Annotated in this window: 18 protein-coding genes; 11 read left to right on the forward strand and 7 right to left on the reverse strand. The window is 71.5% G+C overall.

The window, feature by feature from the left end; translation table 11 throughout:
• The 4 genes from E1295_RS42880 to E1295_RS42895 form a co-directional block, all read right to left on the reverse strand.
• Nucleotides 1–302, reverse strand: a 302-nt coding sequence (locus tag E1295_RS42880; RefSeq protein ID WP_220449176.1) for a hypothetical protein, incomplete at its 3' end; no start/stop codon positions are given.
• Between the two features lie 147 nt (nt 303–449).
• The gene (locus E1295_RS42885; RefSeq protein WP_132640244.1) at nt 450–983 is read right to left on the reverse strand and encodes a DUF6609 family protein; all 534 of its coding nucleotides are present in this window, start codon (nt 981–983) and stop codon (nt 450–452) included.
• Between the two features lie 83 nt (nt 984–1,066).
• Nucleotides 1,067–1,396 (reverse strand): hypothetical protein, encoded by a 330-nt coding sequence (locus E1295_RS42890; RefSeq protein ID WP_132640248.1) that lies wholly within the window; start codon nt 1,394–1,396, stop codon nt 1,067–1,069.
• Nucleotides 1,397–1,707: 311 nt separating this feature from the next.
• Nucleotides 1,708–2,418: a TetR/AcrR family transcriptional regulator gene (locus E1295_RS42895; protein WP_132640250.1), complete on the reverse strand. Its 711-nt coding sequence runs from the start codon at nt 2,416–2,418 to the stop codon at nt 1,708–1,710.
• A gap of 173 nt (nt 2,419–2,591) precedes the next feature.
• Here E1295_RS42895 and E1295_RS42900 point away from each other — a divergent pair, with 173 nt between their 5' ends.
• From E1295_RS42900 to E1295_RS42915, 4 genes are all read left to right on the forward strand, one after another.
• Complete coding sequence (locus tag E1295_RS42900) at nt 2,592–3,239, forward strand: dihydrofolate reductase family protein (RefSeq protein WP_132640252.1); 648 nt, start codon at nt 2,592–2,594, stop codon at nt 3,237–3,239.
• A gap of 287 nt (nt 3,240–3,526) precedes the next feature.
• Nucleotides 3,527–4,075: a dihydrofolate reductase family protein gene (locus E1295_RS42905; protein ID WP_132640254.1), complete on the forward strand. Its 549-nt coding sequence runs from the start codon at nt 3,527–3,529 to the stop codon at nt 4,073–4,075.
• 39 nt (nt 4,076–4,114) lie between these two features.
• Nucleotides 4,115–4,567 (forward strand): SRPBCC family protein, encoded by a 453-nt coding sequence (locus E1295_RS42910; RefSeq protein WP_132640256.1) that lies wholly within the window; start codon nt 4,115–4,117, stop codon nt 4,565–4,567.
• Nucleotides 4,568–5,191: 624 nt separating this feature from the next.
• Complete coding sequence (locus tag E1295_RS42915; RefSeq protein ID WP_132640258.1) at nt 5,192–5,602, forward strand: DUF6069 family protein; 411 nt, start codon at nt 5,192–5,194, stop codon at nt 5,600–5,602.
• Nucleotides 5,603–6,337: 735 nt separating this feature from the next.
• Here the strand turns inward: E1295_RS42915 and E1295_RS52730 are convergent.
• The 3 genes from E1295_RS52730 to E1295_RS42930 are packed head-to-tail and all read right to left on the reverse strand — an operon-like array spanning nt 6,338 to nt 7,829.
• Nucleotides 6,338–6,472, reverse strand: a complete 135-nt coding sequence (locus E1295_RS52730; protein ID WP_425465400.1) for a helix-turn-helix domain-containing protein — start codon at nt 6,470–6,472, stop codon at nt 6,338–6,340.
• Nucleotides 6,448–6,897 carry a response regulator gene (locus E1295_RS42925; RefSeq protein WP_342775965.1) on the reverse strand — a complete coding sequence of 150 codons (450 nt, stop codon included), beginning with the start codon at nt 6,895–6,897 and terminating at the stop codon, nt 6,448–6,450. Before E1295_RS42925 ends, E1295_RS52730 begins: the two co-directional genes overlap by 25 nt.
• A complete protein-coding gene (locus tag E1295_RS42930) occupies nt 6,894–7,829 on the reverse strand; it encodes a sensor histidine kinase (protein WP_132640260.1) in 936 nt (311 codons plus the stop codon). Before E1295_RS42930 ends, E1295_RS42925 begins: the two co-directional genes overlap by 4 nt.
• Nucleotides 7,830–7,846: 17 nt before the next feature.
• On the opposite strand from E1295_RS42930, the gene E1295_RS42935 reads away from it, so the two are divergent.
• From E1295_RS42935 to E1295_RS42965, 7 genes are all read left to right on the forward strand, one after another.
• Nucleotides 7,847–8,311 carry a hypothetical protein gene (locus tag E1295_RS42935; protein WP_166427688.1) on the forward strand — a complete coding sequence of 155 codons (465 nt, stop codon included), beginning with the start codon at nt 7,847–7,849 and terminating at the stop codon, nt 8,309–8,311.
• Between the two features lie 48 nt (nt 8,312–8,359).
• A complete protein-coding gene (locus E1295_RS42940; RefSeq protein ID WP_132640264.1) occupies nt 8,360–8,884 on the forward strand; it encodes a hypothetical protein in 525 nt (174 codons plus the stop codon).
• 126 nt (nt 8,885–9,010) lie between these two features.
• Nucleotides 9,011–9,691 carry a class I SAM-dependent methyltransferase gene (locus E1295_RS42945; RefSeq protein WP_132640266.1) on the forward strand — a complete coding sequence of 227 codons (681 nt, stop codon included), beginning with the start codon at nt 9,011–9,013 and terminating at the stop codon, nt 9,689–9,691.
• Nucleotides 9,692–9,818: 127 nt separating this feature from the next.
• Nucleotides 9,819–10,586: a hypothetical protein gene (locus E1295_RS42950; protein ID WP_132640268.1), complete on the forward strand. Its 768-nt coding sequence runs from the start codon at nt 9,819–9,821 to the stop codon at nt 10,584–10,586.
• Nucleotides 10,583–11,713: a hypothetical protein gene (locus E1295_RS42955; RefSeq protein WP_132640270.1), complete on the forward strand. Its 1,131-nt coding sequence runs from the start codon at nt 10,583–10,585 to the stop codon at nt 11,711–11,713. Before E1295_RS42950 ends, E1295_RS42955 begins: the two co-directional genes overlap by 4 nt.
• Before the next feature lie 19 nt (nt 11,714–11,732).
• On the forward strand, nt 11,733–13,160 hold the full coding sequence (locus E1295_RS42960; protein ID WP_132640272.1) for a hypothetical protein: 1,428 nt from the start codon (nt 11,733–11,735) through the stop codon (nt 13,158–13,160).
• On the forward strand, nt 13,157–14,434 hold the full coding sequence (locus E1295_RS42965) for an AAA family ATPase (RefSeq protein ID WP_132640274.1): 1,278 nt from the start codon (nt 13,157–13,159) through the stop codon (nt 14,432–14,434). Before E1295_RS42960 ends, E1295_RS42965 begins: the two co-directional genes overlap by 4 nt.
• Nucleotides 14,435–14,529 lie beyond the last annotated feature (95 nt).

Here is a 14,529-nt window from a genome sequence, read left to right on the forward strand (position 1 = left end):
AAACGCAGAACCGCCCAGGGCAGCCGGCCGGCGGCGCCGAGCGCGGCGTCCAGGTCGAGCGCGAACAGCAGGCCCGCCGACGCCAGCGGCACACCGCAGCACAGCGCCGCCGGTGGCCAGGCGGTCAGGACGGTGACGACGACGGCCACCGCCCCCAGGTAGGCCAGGCCGGAAGGCGCGGGGCCGAACGTGGCGACGCCCGCGCGCAGGGCCCTGGCGGCCGCCTCGGTCAGGTAGTAGAGCGGGATGAGCGCGGCCAGTCCGGCCACGGCTCCCATCGCCTGCCGGGTCCCGTGGTTCACGTGCCGCCCCCTCCCGCCGTTCACGCCCCTGTGATCACCGCTGTGCCCGCCGGAAACCCTATCGGGCCAGCTCAGCGGCGTGCGGCGATTCGCGGAAGTGCCGGCCCGCCACCGGGGTCCGGACGGCTTCCGCGGCGGAGGGCCGGCTCAGGCGAAGGTGAGCGCCGGGTAGGCGAACAGCATCACCGCGCCGAAACCGAGCTTCAGCAGCGCGTCGATGACGCCGAACACCGGTAGCGGGGCGGACCTGAGCCGCAGCCCGGCCGCCGCGTTGGCCATGGTGAGCAGGCCAAGGATGGTGATCAGCGGCCCGTGGGCCAGGCCCATCGGAACGAAGTGCACGCCCACCACGAACAGGATCCACAGCAGGACCGTACGGTCGCCGGCGCCCTTGGTCCTGGTGATCGCGAGGTAGATCAGCCCGGCTTCGAGCACGAACGACCCGACGAGCCCGGCGATATGGGCGAACGACGGCGAGCCGAGACTGGGCAGCAGCGCGCTCAGGCCGCTGCCGACGAACCCGGCGGCGAAGCCGCCGATCAGGAACTGCAGCCAGTACGTACGGAAGATCCAGCTCAGCAGGAATCCGGCGCCCACGCCGACCAGGAACAACCCGCCCCCTCGGATCAGCGGATAGGGGTGATCCACCACGGCGGACAGAACCATATAAACCTGCGGCATACCGACTTCTTTCACGAAAGGGAGAAGCCACCTTAGCGAATCGCAGATGGGTGTAGCTCTTCCTCAGTGGTACACCGCAGCGATCAAGCCGTGAGGGAGTATCCGTCCTGGTAGTCGTTCCGGTGGACCCGTTCGTGCTGCCGGGCGAGGTGAAAACGCCAGTATTCGTCGAGACACCGTTGGTGACCAGAGCGCGGAGTTTCAGGACGGCTTCGGCTCCGGCCAGGCCCCAGCGTGCCCGGCGAGGTCGAACTGTCGGCGATCAGATGGCGGCGAGCGCCTTCGATCACGCCGGTCGCGATCGGCCATCCCGCCTCCAGCGCCTGGTCGTGGCGCAGGTACTCGAGGTTGTTGGTGAGGTAGCGGCTGCATGCGTCGATGCCGTCGCGGCGGTGGGCGGCCGTGGTGGCCACCTGGCCCGTCAGTGCGGTGATGACGTGGCCGGCGTGCCCAGCCAGCAGGGCCAGAGCATGACCGGCGACCCAGTCCTCGGCGGCCGGCGCCGCGGGAGGATGCAGGCTTCGGGCGGCAGCCCATAATCTCTCCAGGACGTGAACGAAGTCGATGACGATGTGGACGCCGATGCCGCGGTGGGCGGCCTGCGCCGTGATCAGATCGAGTTGGTGGCGGGCTCCGTCGACGCGCCCGGCCCACGATCCACAGCCTCATGTCGGTGAACCGGTGTCGGTGTTCTTGCCCGGCTCCATCTCCGCGAGCTCGAAGGTCAGCGCTTCGGGGTGCGTTGCGTGATGGCGTGTTCGAGTCCGTCGAGGATGGCGTGCAGGCCGAACTCCTGGGTCGTGGTGACCGAGGGGATGGCATGAGTGGTGGCCAGCAACGGGAACCGGTCGGCGTTGAGGAGCAGCAGATCGCGCATGATCGGGGCGGCGTTGCCGGCCGTCCAGACCTGGGTGCCGGGAGTGGCGGCCGCGTGGGTGGCGCGGATGTGGTTGGACACCAGCATGATCGCGTCCAGGCGTTCGCGTTCGGTCAGGGGGGTGTCGGCCAGGGCGCTGAGGGCGCTTTCCGGCCATGCGGTCTCGCGTGGGCCCATCACGCGGTCGCCTGCGGTGATGGACGGCAGCCAGGGATGGAGCCGCCAGGCCGCGGAGAGCTCGCGCGCGTACTCTTCCAGCTTGGCCCGCCACCCGGCCACCCTGCCCAGGTCGGGAGCCTCGCCGACCGCCGCCTCGATCATGACGGCGATGAGTTCGGCCTTGTCCTTGACGTAGCGGTACAGAGCCATCTTGGTGAAGCCGAGCTCGGCCGCGATGCGCTGCATGGAGACCGCCTCCAGGCCCTCGGTGTCGGCCACCTTCACCGCGGTGTCGGCCACCTGGTCCAGGTCGAAGGCAGGCCTGGGGCCTCTGCTGGACGGTTTCCGCAGACCCCACAGCAGCTCGGCCACCGCTTTCGAATCCTCGTTGACTGGCATCGCCGCGCTCCCTCTTGCCATTCCCACAGAACTGTCTCTACTATACACAGTGTCTTGGGGATACAGTGGCCCTCGGATCCGAACTCAGCACATTTGTGCCGGATGTCGCGATGCTCCTGGACGGATTCACGGCCGAGCCGAAACGTCCTGAACTACTGAAGAAGGAAACGATCATGGGTAAGCTCCGCGTCCACAACTTAGCCGTCTCGCTGGACGGCTTCGGCACCGGCGAGGGCCAGACCGCCGATGCCCCGTTCGGCCACGCCGGCGAGCGCATCCACGACTGGATGTTCGCCACCCGGTACTGGCATGAAATGGGCGGCGGCCGGCGCGGGAGCGTCGGCGCCGACAACGCGTTCGCCACGATGCACGGCTCCGGCATCGGCGCCGAGATCATGGGCGCCGGCAAGTTCGGCCCACCCCGCTGGCAGGACGACCCCGACTACAAGGGTGCGTGGGGGCCCAACCCGCCCTTCCACACGCCGGTCTTCGTGCTCACCCACCGGCCGCGGCCATCGATCGAGATGGAGGGCGGCACCACGTTCCACTTCCTCGACGCCGCACCCGCCGAGGCGCTCAAGATCGCCTTGGAGGCGGCCGGCGGCCAGGACGTGCGCCTCGGCGGCGGGCCGTCCGTCATCCGCGACTTCCTCGCCGAAGGGCTGGTCGATCACATGCACGTCGTCCAGGTCCCGATCCTGCTCGGCCGCGGCGTCCGGCTCTGGGACGGCCTGGAGTCGCTGGAGGAGGCGTACCACATCGAGGCGGTCTCCACGCCCAGCGGCGTCACCCACCTGACGTTCACCGCAAAGAGCCGCTGACCACGAACACCGCTTCCACCGGCCGGCCCGCTCAACGCGCACAACTCCATCCCCCAGGTTGCCGCCGGTGCCCTGAGAATGGCCGGTGGACAGCCCGGCTTGGCCGCATCTCGGTGGTATAGATTCGCGCCCCCATTCCGTCCACCCCGTGGACGACGATCGGGCGTCTCAGATTCACATTCACCCTTCGGAGCTGATGCCTTGGCCACGGATCGGGCCGGCCCGCCGATGAACGATGCCGTAAGAGAAACGCGTCTGTTCGGCGCGGTGTCGAGACAGGAACTCACATGGGAACGATCAGCAACTCCACGTTCGTCAGCCTGGACGGCGTGGTCAATCACATGGACAAGTGGCACTTCGACTACGTCGACGACGAGGCCAGTGAACTGGCGCTGGAGCAGCTCCAGGCCGCGGACGCGATGCTGATGGGCCGCAAGACCTACGAGGTGTACGCCGGCGCCTGGCCGGAACGGGACGGCAAGTACGCGGACGCGATCAACGCCCTCCCCAAGTACGTCGCCTCCACCACCCTCAGCGAGCCGACCTGGCACAACACCAGCGTGCTCGACGGCGACCTGATCGAGGTGGTCCGGGCGCTGCGCGCCACGGACGGCACGTCGATCCTGATGCACGGCTACGGCCCGGTGGCCAAAGCCCTTCTGCAGGCGGACCTCCTCGACGAGCTCCACCTGTGGGTACACCCGCACCTGGCCGGAGTCGGCGACGCGGACGACCTGATCCTCCACCCCGGCCTCACCAAGAAGCTCGAACTGACCGCGACCCGGACGCTGAGCTCCGGGATCGTCGTCCTCACCCTTCGCAACCCCGACGCCTGACCATCCCGGGAAAAGCCCGGCCGAAAGGAGCACCACCACATGTCTGAAACGCCCCCACGGGACGCGGGCGGCGGATTCACCGTGCATCGCCGCCTGCACGCCGGCGCCGATCGGGTCTTCGCGGCCTTCGTCGAGCCCAGCAGGCTCGAACAGTGGTTCGTCGCGCCGGGCTACCACACACCCGCCGACCGGATGCGCGTCGACGCCCGGCCGGGCGGGCGGCTCGACGCAGTCATGATCTCGGACGCGAACGGCTCGGAGATCCCCTTCGGCTTCACCTACGCCGAAGTGGACCCGCCGCGCCGGGTGGTGCTCCGGTTCCAGGAGCCGCAAGAGCTGGTCACCGTGACACTGTCCGACGCCCCTGACGGGGTCGACCTCACCTACGAGTTCGTCTCCTGGCCCGGACCCACCGACCAGAACGCGTCCCGGCGCGGCGTCGACGACATGCTCGACCTCATCGCGGCAGGGATCCAGCAGGGCACCATCTGATGCCCGGTCGGCATCGCGTCCGGCGGCTCGCCCACCAGAGGCGTCGTTCTGGCCTTCACGGCCGCGGCCGTGCTCGCCTGGACCTGGTTGTTCCTCCTCAGCCTCAGGACGTATCGCCGGGCCGGCATCCCTGCCCAACCGTACGAGGCCCAACCGTACGAGGCCCAACCGTACGAGGCCCAACCGGCAGGAGATCCGCCATGCGCAGGACCCCAAACGCCACCTACGTGCTTCCCCGGCCCCCGGGATGCGCCCGGCGGCCGCATGAACACGATTACGGATACGTCGTGCCGAGCACTCCTACCGAGCTTAAGCGGCACAACCCAACCGTCAACGACCACGACCCGACCCACCCATCCGCGACCTCAAACAGCAGGCCGGCGACATGCCGCATACCGGCCACGGCAGGCTGACAGGAGGCAGATCTTGAACTACCAGAACCTCGTCAAACGACTGAAGGTACCCGCCGGGTGGACGGCGCCGACCGAACTGGTCTACGACGACATTTAGGCCCGCGCGCTCACCCGGGACCCCTTTCCGCGGCCGATGTCGAATGGCGTCGAGCCGGTTCGTAGCCAAAGTGAGCGGCCGGCCAAGAGCCGGCCCCCGTACCGGAGGTCAGCAATGTCCGTCACCACCACCACCGCCACTGTCACCGCTTCCACGAAGAACCTGATCATCGGCGGCCTGACCGCCACGGCCGCCGCCGCCGCCGCGACCGCAGGCGTCGCCGCCGCGGGTGAGCTCGCCGGGATCAGCCTCGCTGTCGGCGGGGCGCCGATCCCGGTGTCCGGGTTCGCCACGCTGACCGCCGTCTTCTCCGCACTGGGTCTGGTGCTGGCCCTGATACTGGCCCGCACGACCCGCCGTCCGCGCGTGGCGTTCGTCCGTACCACGATGGTGCTCACCGCGCTGTCCCTGCTGCCCGATGTGCTCGTGGACGCGTCGCCGGCCACGAAGGCGCTGCTGATGTTGACGCACGTGGTCGCCGCCGCGATCGTTGTCCCGGTCATCGCCCGCCGCATGCCAGCCTGACCCTCCCCTGAGTGACCCCATGGAGAAGTACCTGCCGGCCGTCCAGCTCGACGCACCACGGTCGTGCGACCCGGCGACGGCACGATCACGATGACCGAGGGCCCGTTCGCCGAAACCAAGGAGCAGGGTCCCCGATCGGGGTGCGTCCTTTCGTGGACGCACAGAGGGACTGAGCACGGATGGATTCGCGGATGGACCTGGACGGCATCCACCGGGACGAATACGGCCGGTGCGTGACCACGCTGACACGCCGCTCACCCTGTGCGTGCTCGGCGGGCTGGAGGTGACGGAGGTCGCGCGGGCCTACCTGGTGCCGGAGGCGACCGTCACCCAGCGGATCGTCCGCGCGAAGAAGAAGATCCGTGACGCCGGCATCCCCTACCGGGTGCCGGGCGCCGCTGAACTCCCCGACCGGCTGGCATCGGTCCTCACCGTGCTCCACCTGGTCTTCAACGAGGGGTACACCTCCACCTCCGGGTGCCTGCGCCGCAACCGCCGGGGCCGTACCAGGTGCAGGCCGCGATCAACGCCGTGCACACCGACGGGCCGGCCACCGACTGGGCACAGGTACTGGCGCTCTACGACCAGCTGCTGCACCACGCCCCGGCCCCGATCGTGGCGCTCAACCGCGCGGTCGCCGTCGCCGAGGTGCACGGGCCGGCACTCGCGAGGCCGCCGTCGACGAGCTGGACCTGGCGGGCTGCCACCTGCTGCCCGCCATCCGCGCGGACCTGCTCACCCGCCTGGGCCGCGCGGGCGTCCGGCGGACGGGGGCGGCGGGGAGGCCTGGCGGACGAGGCCGTGCAGGTGGGCGTAGGCGACCGCGTGGATCCGGTCGCGCAGGTTCAGTTTGCCGAGGATGCGCGACACGTGCGTCTTGACGGTCTCGTCGCCGATGCCGAGACCGACGGGTCGATGAGGGTGTCGCCGCGGGCGGCCACCCGGATGGCTGCGATCAGTTCCGTTGGCGGCAGGCTCTTGAGCAGGAACCCGCCCGCTCCGGCCCGCAGTGCACGATGGACGTAGGTGTCCTGGTCGTAGGTGGTCAGCAGGATCACCTTGGTGGTGTTGGCCGGGTCGGCGAGTATCGCCTCCGTGGCTCGCAGGCCGTCCAGGCGCGGCATGCGGATGTCGATGATCGTCACGTCGGGACGCAGCCGCGACACTTCGTTGACCGCGCTCCGCCCGTCGGCAACCTCCCCGACGCACACCAGGTCGGCCTGGGTGTCCAGGACGGCGCGCAGGCCGGATCGGAACATGGCGTGGTCGTCGGCGATCAGGACGCGCAGGGTCACGAGGGGTCCAGGGGGAAGGTCACGGTGGTGATCCAGGTGTTGCCGTCGGGGGCGGGCCCGTAACTGGTCGACCCCGCGAACATGGTGACACGGTTGCGCATGCCCTGCAGGCCACGGTGAGGCGAGTCCGGCCGGGCGCGGGTGGCGAGGGCGTTCGCGCCGAGGGGGTTGGAGGTGGTCACGGTGAGCCCTGCGCGGTCGTAGCGCAGTTCGACCTCCGCGACGCCGCCGGCGCCGTGCCGCAGGGCCTTGGCCAGCGTCTCCTGCACCACCCGATAGGCGGCGATGTCCAGTGACTCCGGGGGCCGGGACGGAACGCCGTGGACGCTCACCCGCGCCCGCAGGCCCACGGCGCACAGGGTGTCGAGCAGTTCGGGCAGGTTGTCCAGCCCGGGCTGGCTGTCCTCCTCCGCCGGGTTGCCGTGCAGGACATCCAGCAGGCGTCGCAGGTCGAGCATGGCGGCCCGGCTGGAGGTCTCCACGGCTGTCAGCGATGCCGTCAGGTCCTGGGCGCCGGCCGTCGTGGTGGCCCGCATCCGGGCCACCCCCGCGTGCATGCCGATCGCGCTGACGTGGTGCGAGATCACGTCGTGCAGGTCGCGGGCGATGTTGCTGCGCTCCTCGGCGATGGCCGCGGCCATCGCCTGCCGGGCTTCGGCCTGTTCCCGCTCGGAGCGCTGCTCCAATTCGGCGATGTAGGCGCGGTAGGCGCGGCGCGCGGTGGTGTAACGCCCGACGAGCCAGGGCAGCAGGGCATCGCCCAGGACGTTGAGCAGGAACCGTCCCTGCTCGAAGGGCGCCCCGCCGAGGATCGGCCGCATGACCGCGCCCGCGGTCAGGCAGAGCAGGGACATCACCGCCGGTGCCCGGTTCGGCCAGGCGCCGACCCGGTAGGCGGAGATGAGCAGGCCCGCCCTGTTCGGCAGGGGCACCGGCCTGGGCTCGGCGGGTGGCCATGTCCATCGCGGTCGTCCTCGGCCTCATGCAGCTGTTCCTCTGGTGGTTCGCGCCGTGGGCGGCGCGGGTTTACGCGGACCACGTGCAGTTGCCGCTGCGCGACAATCTCCTGGACGTCCCGCCGCAGTTGCCCTCGGGCATCCCGATGTTCCTGCTCGCCGCGGCCCTGGTGATCGAAGGGCTGCTCCGGCTCGGACGCGGGCGCGGCGGGTCCACCCGCTGGCTGCCCCAGCTCACCGGCGCGGCCGGCGGCCTGGTGGTGAGCCTTTCGATGCTCGTGCAGACGTCGCTGCTGCGCGCGGAAGGGCCGATGGGCCGGCCCGCCACCTCTGTGACCTCGGTCGTGGCCAACGTACTCCTCGGGCTGGCACTCGGCGCGCTGGCCGGGTTCCTCGCCGCCCGCTTCGCGGTCCTGCTGCACCTCAACGCTCCCGCCCCCGACCAGGAAGGACGCTGACTCGATGGTCTCAGAACGCTCCTCGCGCCCTGCGTCATCGGCGCGGTCGTGCTCCTCGTCTCCCCGGCCGCTCAAGCCGAGCCCGAGCCGGAGCAGGCGTACGCGCCGGTCGAGGTCGTCCACACCGAGCGCGTGCAGGCCGGCCCCTACCACCTGACCGTTGGCTTCTCCACCTGGCCGCTGCGCGCCATGCAGTCGCTGGACTTCACCTTCGTCCCCGACGGAGGGCTGACCGGCAGGTCCGGCACCCTCAGCATGACCGGCCCCTGCATGAAGCAGGGGATGCGCAGGACGAGCCCGCTGGCCCGCCACCCATGCAAACGGGACGTCTGGGGCCTGGACACCCACGCCCTGCCCACGGCCGGGCCGTGGAGCTTCACCTTCACCGTGAACGGCCCGCAAGGCCAGGGCACGGCCACGCTCGCCGACGTCACCGTGCTGGAGCAGCCCGGCCCGCCGCTGGCACTGAGCTGGACGTTGTGCACGCTGCCCGTGCTCGGGCTGATCGCCTTCCTGGTCGCCGCGTGGCGACGGCACCGCCCGTCCCGCCACCTCGCGACGCTGGGCCTCTGACAGCGCGCCGCACGCCCCGGCCAACCTCAATCCGTACCGGGCCGCCGGCCGGGGCGGGGCGCCTCACGCGGGGGCGGGCCGACGCTCCCTGGCCGGACGCCTCATCCCCGGGTTAACTTCGGGGGCATGCGCAACTCAGGCACGGGCCCCGGCCCCATCACCCCCGACGGATCCCCTGTCGACTTCTACAGCGCGCTCAGACCCTACGGCGAACCGGCGATCGTCGCCCAGGTCACCCCGCCCGGCGGCACCGTCCTTGAGCTGGGCGCGGGCGTCGGCCGCGTCACGCATCCCCTCGTCGAGCAGGGCTTCGAGGTGGTGGCCGTCGACGAATCCGCCGAGATGCTGGCCCGCGTACGCGGCGCGCACACGGTGCTCGGCCAGGTGCAGGACCTCCGCCTCGAGCGGCGCTTCGACACCGTCATGCTGGGCTCCCAGCTGGTGAACACCGTGGACGACACGGTCAGGCGCGGATTCCTGGCCACGTGCGCGCGCCACGTCAAGCCCGGTGGCGCGGTGCTCCTGGAGTGGAAGCCGGCCGAAGCGCACGACCGGTGGCGCGCGGGCCAGAGCCGCGAGGACGGCGACATCACGATCACCTTGACGGCCGTCGAGGAGGTGTCCCCCGGCATCGTCCACGCGACCATGCGCTACACCTACGGCGAGGACAAGGTGTGGACGCAGTCGTTCTCGTCCAGGCGTCTCACCGACGAGGAGCTGTCGGCCGACCTGGCCGCTGAGGGCCTGACGTTCGACCGGTTCCTGACCAGGGACCGTACCTGGGTCAGAGCCTCTCCCACCGGCTGAGCCCAGCGGGCGCCTTTACATCGTAGATCAGCGCTAGGAGCCGGACGCCTTTACGGTGTAGATCTCAACATGGGGTGGATCTCGCCGATTTACTGGAAAATGCTGGGATGGTTGATACAGTCGCGCCATGAGTGACCGGCTGGACGATCTCGAGCGGCGGATCGACGAGCTGCGGGCGGGCGTACGCAAGGCGATGCGCGCCAGGGACGGCGTCCGGGCCCGCGTCCTGCGGGCCGAGCTGCGCAGCGCCGAACACGCCTGGGACGCCCTGGTGAGCGGTGATCAACCTGCGAAGGAGGAGCCGCCGCGCCTGGTCACCGTGCGCGAGCAGGTGCACCAAGGGCTGCGGCTGCTGGGGGCGGCCGCCCAGCCGCGGCTGATCGTGGCCGTCAGCACCGCGTTCTTCGGCGGGACGATCAGCAGCAGCCGGCTCACCAGCCTGCGCAGGGACGAGGAACGTTCGTTCCGGTCCTCCCCGTTCGGGCGGCCGTACTATCTGTGTGCCGCGCTCACCGACCGCCTCTCCCCCGCCCGCGGCCTGCTCACGCTCAGCACGTGGCCGCTGGAGCGGCGCGTGGTCGGCCCCCTCTCCCCTCGCGTCGACTTCCTGACCTGCGCCATCGCGGTGGCCGAGCAGAAGGCGGACGACGAGCGCGCGGACCGGTTACTTCTCAGGATGGCGAGGAACATCCCCGGCGCCACCGACGGCACGCTGGGCCCGCCCGACCCCGGGCGGGTGGCCGAGGCGGCCCGCGCGGAGCTGCGTGTCCACGCCGATCGCGACACGCGGGATCGCGCTGAGCTGGCCGAACGCGCCGCGGCGCAACTCGGTGACACCGCCAGGCTGTTCGGCGCCGCTACGCTGAGCACGATCAAGAAGGAGAACGCCAAGTGAGCGGCTTGAAGCGCGAGGGTGACCACGCGCACCGGCTGGAGGCTTTGCGGGGCACCACGCCGCAGCAGCCGCACGACGCCCGCGCCATCGCGGCCCTGGCGGCCAACCCCGGCTGCGCCCGCCGCGCCCTCATGGACGGCGCCGGCGTCGACAAGGACGCCGCCGCCCGCCACCTGGGATTTCCCGCGCCGTTCGGGCAATCGCCGTTCGCGATCACGCGCGGCAACGTTTTCGAGGCGCTGGTCAAGGCCGACGGATGCGCGGAGCTGCTGCGGATGTTGCGCGAGCTGCTCGGCCTGCCCGTCGCCGAGGTCGCCTACCACGACGTGGAGAACGTCGGCGCCCACCTGCGCCACGCCCACACCAGGACGCTGATCGACCGGGCCGCCCGCGACGAGCACGACGCGGGCACCCTGTACGACCACCCGCTGCTCAGCCTGCGGATCGCCGGTCACACCGCCTACCTGGAGCCGGACGTGGTGGCCTTCCAGCTCGGCGGCCGCTTCCACATCGTGGAGATCAAGTCGTTCGCGGTGATCGACGGGCAGGCCGACCCGTCGGCGGTGGCAGCGGCCGCCCGCCAGGCCGCCGTCTACGTGCTGGCGCTGCGCACGCTGCTGGAGGAGCTGGGCCACGACCCGCTCAAGGTCTCGCACGACGTGGTGCTGGTCTGCCCGGAGAACTTCGCCAACCGTCCCGTCGCCTCGCTGGTCGACGTGCGCAGGCAGCTGGCCGTGCTGCGCCGCCAGCTCACCCGGATGACCGGCCTCGACCGGCTGCTCGAAGGGCTGCCCGAGGACCTGACGTTCGACCTGCGGCCGGACGAGGACGGACGGCCCACCCGGCCGGTCGCCGAGCTGGCCGACGCCCTGCGCAGGACGACCGCCCGCTACGCCCCCGACTGCCTGTCCACGTGCGACATGTGCTTCTTCTGCCGCGACGAGGCCCGCCAGGTGGGCGCCTCCGACCTGCTCGGCCGGCAGGTACGCGACGAGTTGGGCGGGGTCGCCTCGGTCACCGAGGCGCTGGGCCTGGCCGACGGCACCCGCGACCCTGCCGAGGGCCAGGAGGAGATCGCGCGGCTGCTCCGCAACGCCGAACGCCTGCGCAGGGAGTGCCTGGCGTGAGCCCGTACGGGAGCCCCACGTGAGCCTGCTGACCTCGCTCGCCCGGCTGCGGGCCCTTGACGAGGGCATCGCGCAGCCCATCGCGACCGTCAGGCACTGCCATCTGGCGGCCCGGCCGATGATGTTCGTCCCGCTCAAGCTGTCGGGTGAGGCGGCCGCGCCGCTGGCGGCGATGCTCGGCACCGACCGTGACCGGCCACGCCTGCTGGTGGTGACGCAGCCGCGCAACCGCGACCTGCGCTTCGCGTGGGCGGCCGAGCTGGCGGAGGTGCTGCTGCCGTACGTCGAGGGATTCCTCGGCCGGACCGAGACGGTGGAGCGCAGGAACGCCGACCCGTACGAGCGGGCGGCCGACGCGCCGCAGATCGTCGTCCCCAACCAGGCGGGCGTGGGCTTCGTGCGGCTGCTGGGCCGTTCGCTGCGCTTCCGCCGGGCCGACGGGCCCTATCCGGTGCCGGAGTCGGTGCCGCTGCTGGGCCGGTGGCTGACCTATTTCGGGGAGCGGGCCGCCTACCCCGGCTCGTCGCTGATGCCGGCCATGACGGAGGAGCTGGGCCGCCACTGGGCCAGCGGGCAGAGCGGCCTGGAGGACGCCAATCTGGCGGCGCTGCTCGCCTGGATCACCGCCGGTCCGAGTGACGACGCCGAGGACCCGCTGATCTGGCCGCCGGCCGGGCCGGCGACGGACCCGGGGTTCGACGCGGAGGTGCTGGCGCCGGCGATGGACAGCGGCTCGCCCGAGCGGGTCACCGAGGCGCTGCGCACCCAGCTGGAGCCGACGTGGGGGCTCATGTGGCAGGCGATCGACCTGCTGGCCGGGCTGGAGGCGGGCGCCGGCGTGGCGTCGCGGTGGGAGCAGGACCGTGGCTCGTTCAGCGGCATGGCCGCGCACATCTCCGAGGGCGCGCCGCCGCAGCCCCGGCGTGACGGCGCGGTCGCCGCCGCGGCCAAGCTGGCCCGCATGGAGCGCGCCCAGGCCGCCTACGACGTGCAGCGCGCCTATGACGACCCGCTCGTGATGGCCGAATACCGGCTGACCGGGGAGGCGTTCGCGGGCGAGGTGGCCGACACCGACCCGGGCAACACCGAGGGCGAGGGCCGCTCGCGCAAGCTCCGCCCGATCGTGGTGATCAAGACCGACGATCCCGTACGCCTCGCGCCCGGCACGTCCCTCGGCACCCCGCAGCGCCGCGGGCAGGGCGCGGAGCTGGTGTCGGCCGGAGACGGCCTGGTCACGGTGAAGATCACCAAGGGCATGGGCCGGGGCAGGACCGCCGCGCCCGGCGCCGTGCCGGAGATCGGCGAGCGCGTCTGCTACACCTCGCTGACGGACGACTTCCAGGGCTCCCCCGCGCTGCCGGACGCCGAGGCCACCCCGTGGACGCACGGAGGGCCGCCGCAGGAGTACGTGCCCGACGACGAGGACGCCCAGGAGGAGTGGTCGTGACCGGCAGCCCGGAGCAGGTCATCAGGAACGTCCTCGCCGACCTGCCGCGCCACCGGGGCGTGGTGGTCGACTCGCCGCCGGGCGCGGGCAAGTCCACGCTGGTCGTACGGGCCGCCGCGCACATCGCCGCCACCGGCGAGCCCCTGATGATCGTCGCCCAGACGAACGAGCAGGTCGACGACCTGGTGACGCGGATCTGCGCTCAGCATCCCCGTCTGACGGTGGGCAGGTTGTCGGCCGGCGGGTACGCGCCGCCGCTGCGGCTGCTGGAGCTGCCCGGCGTCCGGGTGGGCACGAAAGTGCAGGACCTGGGCGATCCCGACATCGTCATCGCCACGGCGGACAAATGGGCGTGGATCGGTGGCCGGGTGTGGCCGTGGGCGATCGTGGACGAGGCGTACCAGATGCGCTCGGACAAGCTGCTGCGCATCGCCGGGCTGTTCGAGCGGGCGTTGTTCGTGGGCGATCCCGGGCAGCTCGACCCGTTCTCGATCGTCGACGGTGACCGCTGGTCGGGGTTGTCGTGGGATCCGCTGCAGAGCGCCGTGTCGGTGTTGCTGCGGCACAACCCCGATCTGCCGGTGCACCGGCTGCCGGTGTCGTGGCGGCTGCCCTCCTCGGCCGCGCCGGTGGTCTCGCGGGCGTTCTACCCGTTCACCGGGTTCCGGTCGGGCACGTCGGAAGGGGATCGGCGGCTGGAGCTGGCCACCGACGGCATGGGCACGCCGCACGACCGGGCGCTGGAGGAGGCGGCCAGGTCGGGGTGGGCGCTGCTGGAGCTGCCCAACCGGCACACGGTGCGTACCGACGGGGAGGCCTTGCAGGCGGTGGCGCTGCTGGCCGCGCGGCTGCTGCAGCGGGGCGCGGTGGCGAGCTCGGAGCGGGGTGAGCGGCCGGTGACGGCGGACCGCGTCGCGGTCGGCGCGGCGCACCGCGACCAGGTGTCCGCCATCCGAGCGGCGGGCGTGCCGCCGGAGATCACCGTGGACACCGCCAACCGGCTGCAGGGCCGCGAGTACGACGTGACGATCGTGCTGCACCCGCTGTCGGGGCGCCGGGACGCGACGGCCTTCCACCTGGAGTCGGGCCGGTTGTGCGTGCTCGCCTCACGGCACCGGCACGCGTGCGTGGTGGTGGCCAGGGCGGGCATCGCCGAGCTCCTCGACGCGCACCCGTCGGCCGAGCCGGTGCAGCTCGGGGTGCCGGTGAAGTTCCCCGACGGGTGGGAGGCCAACCAGGCGGTGCTGGACCACCTGTCCCGCCACCGCGTCTGACGTCCGGGCATCGGATCGCGAGCGTCCCCCGGGGCCGGCGGCCGTGGCGGCCTGACCTTCCCGCCTTACCTCCGCCCGAGCGACCTGACCGTCCC

The organism is Nonomuraea mesophila, assembly GCF_004352805.1.
Lineage (GTDB): Bacteria > Actinomycetota > Actinomycetes > Streptosporangiales > Streptosporangiaceae > Nonomuraea > Nonomuraea longispora.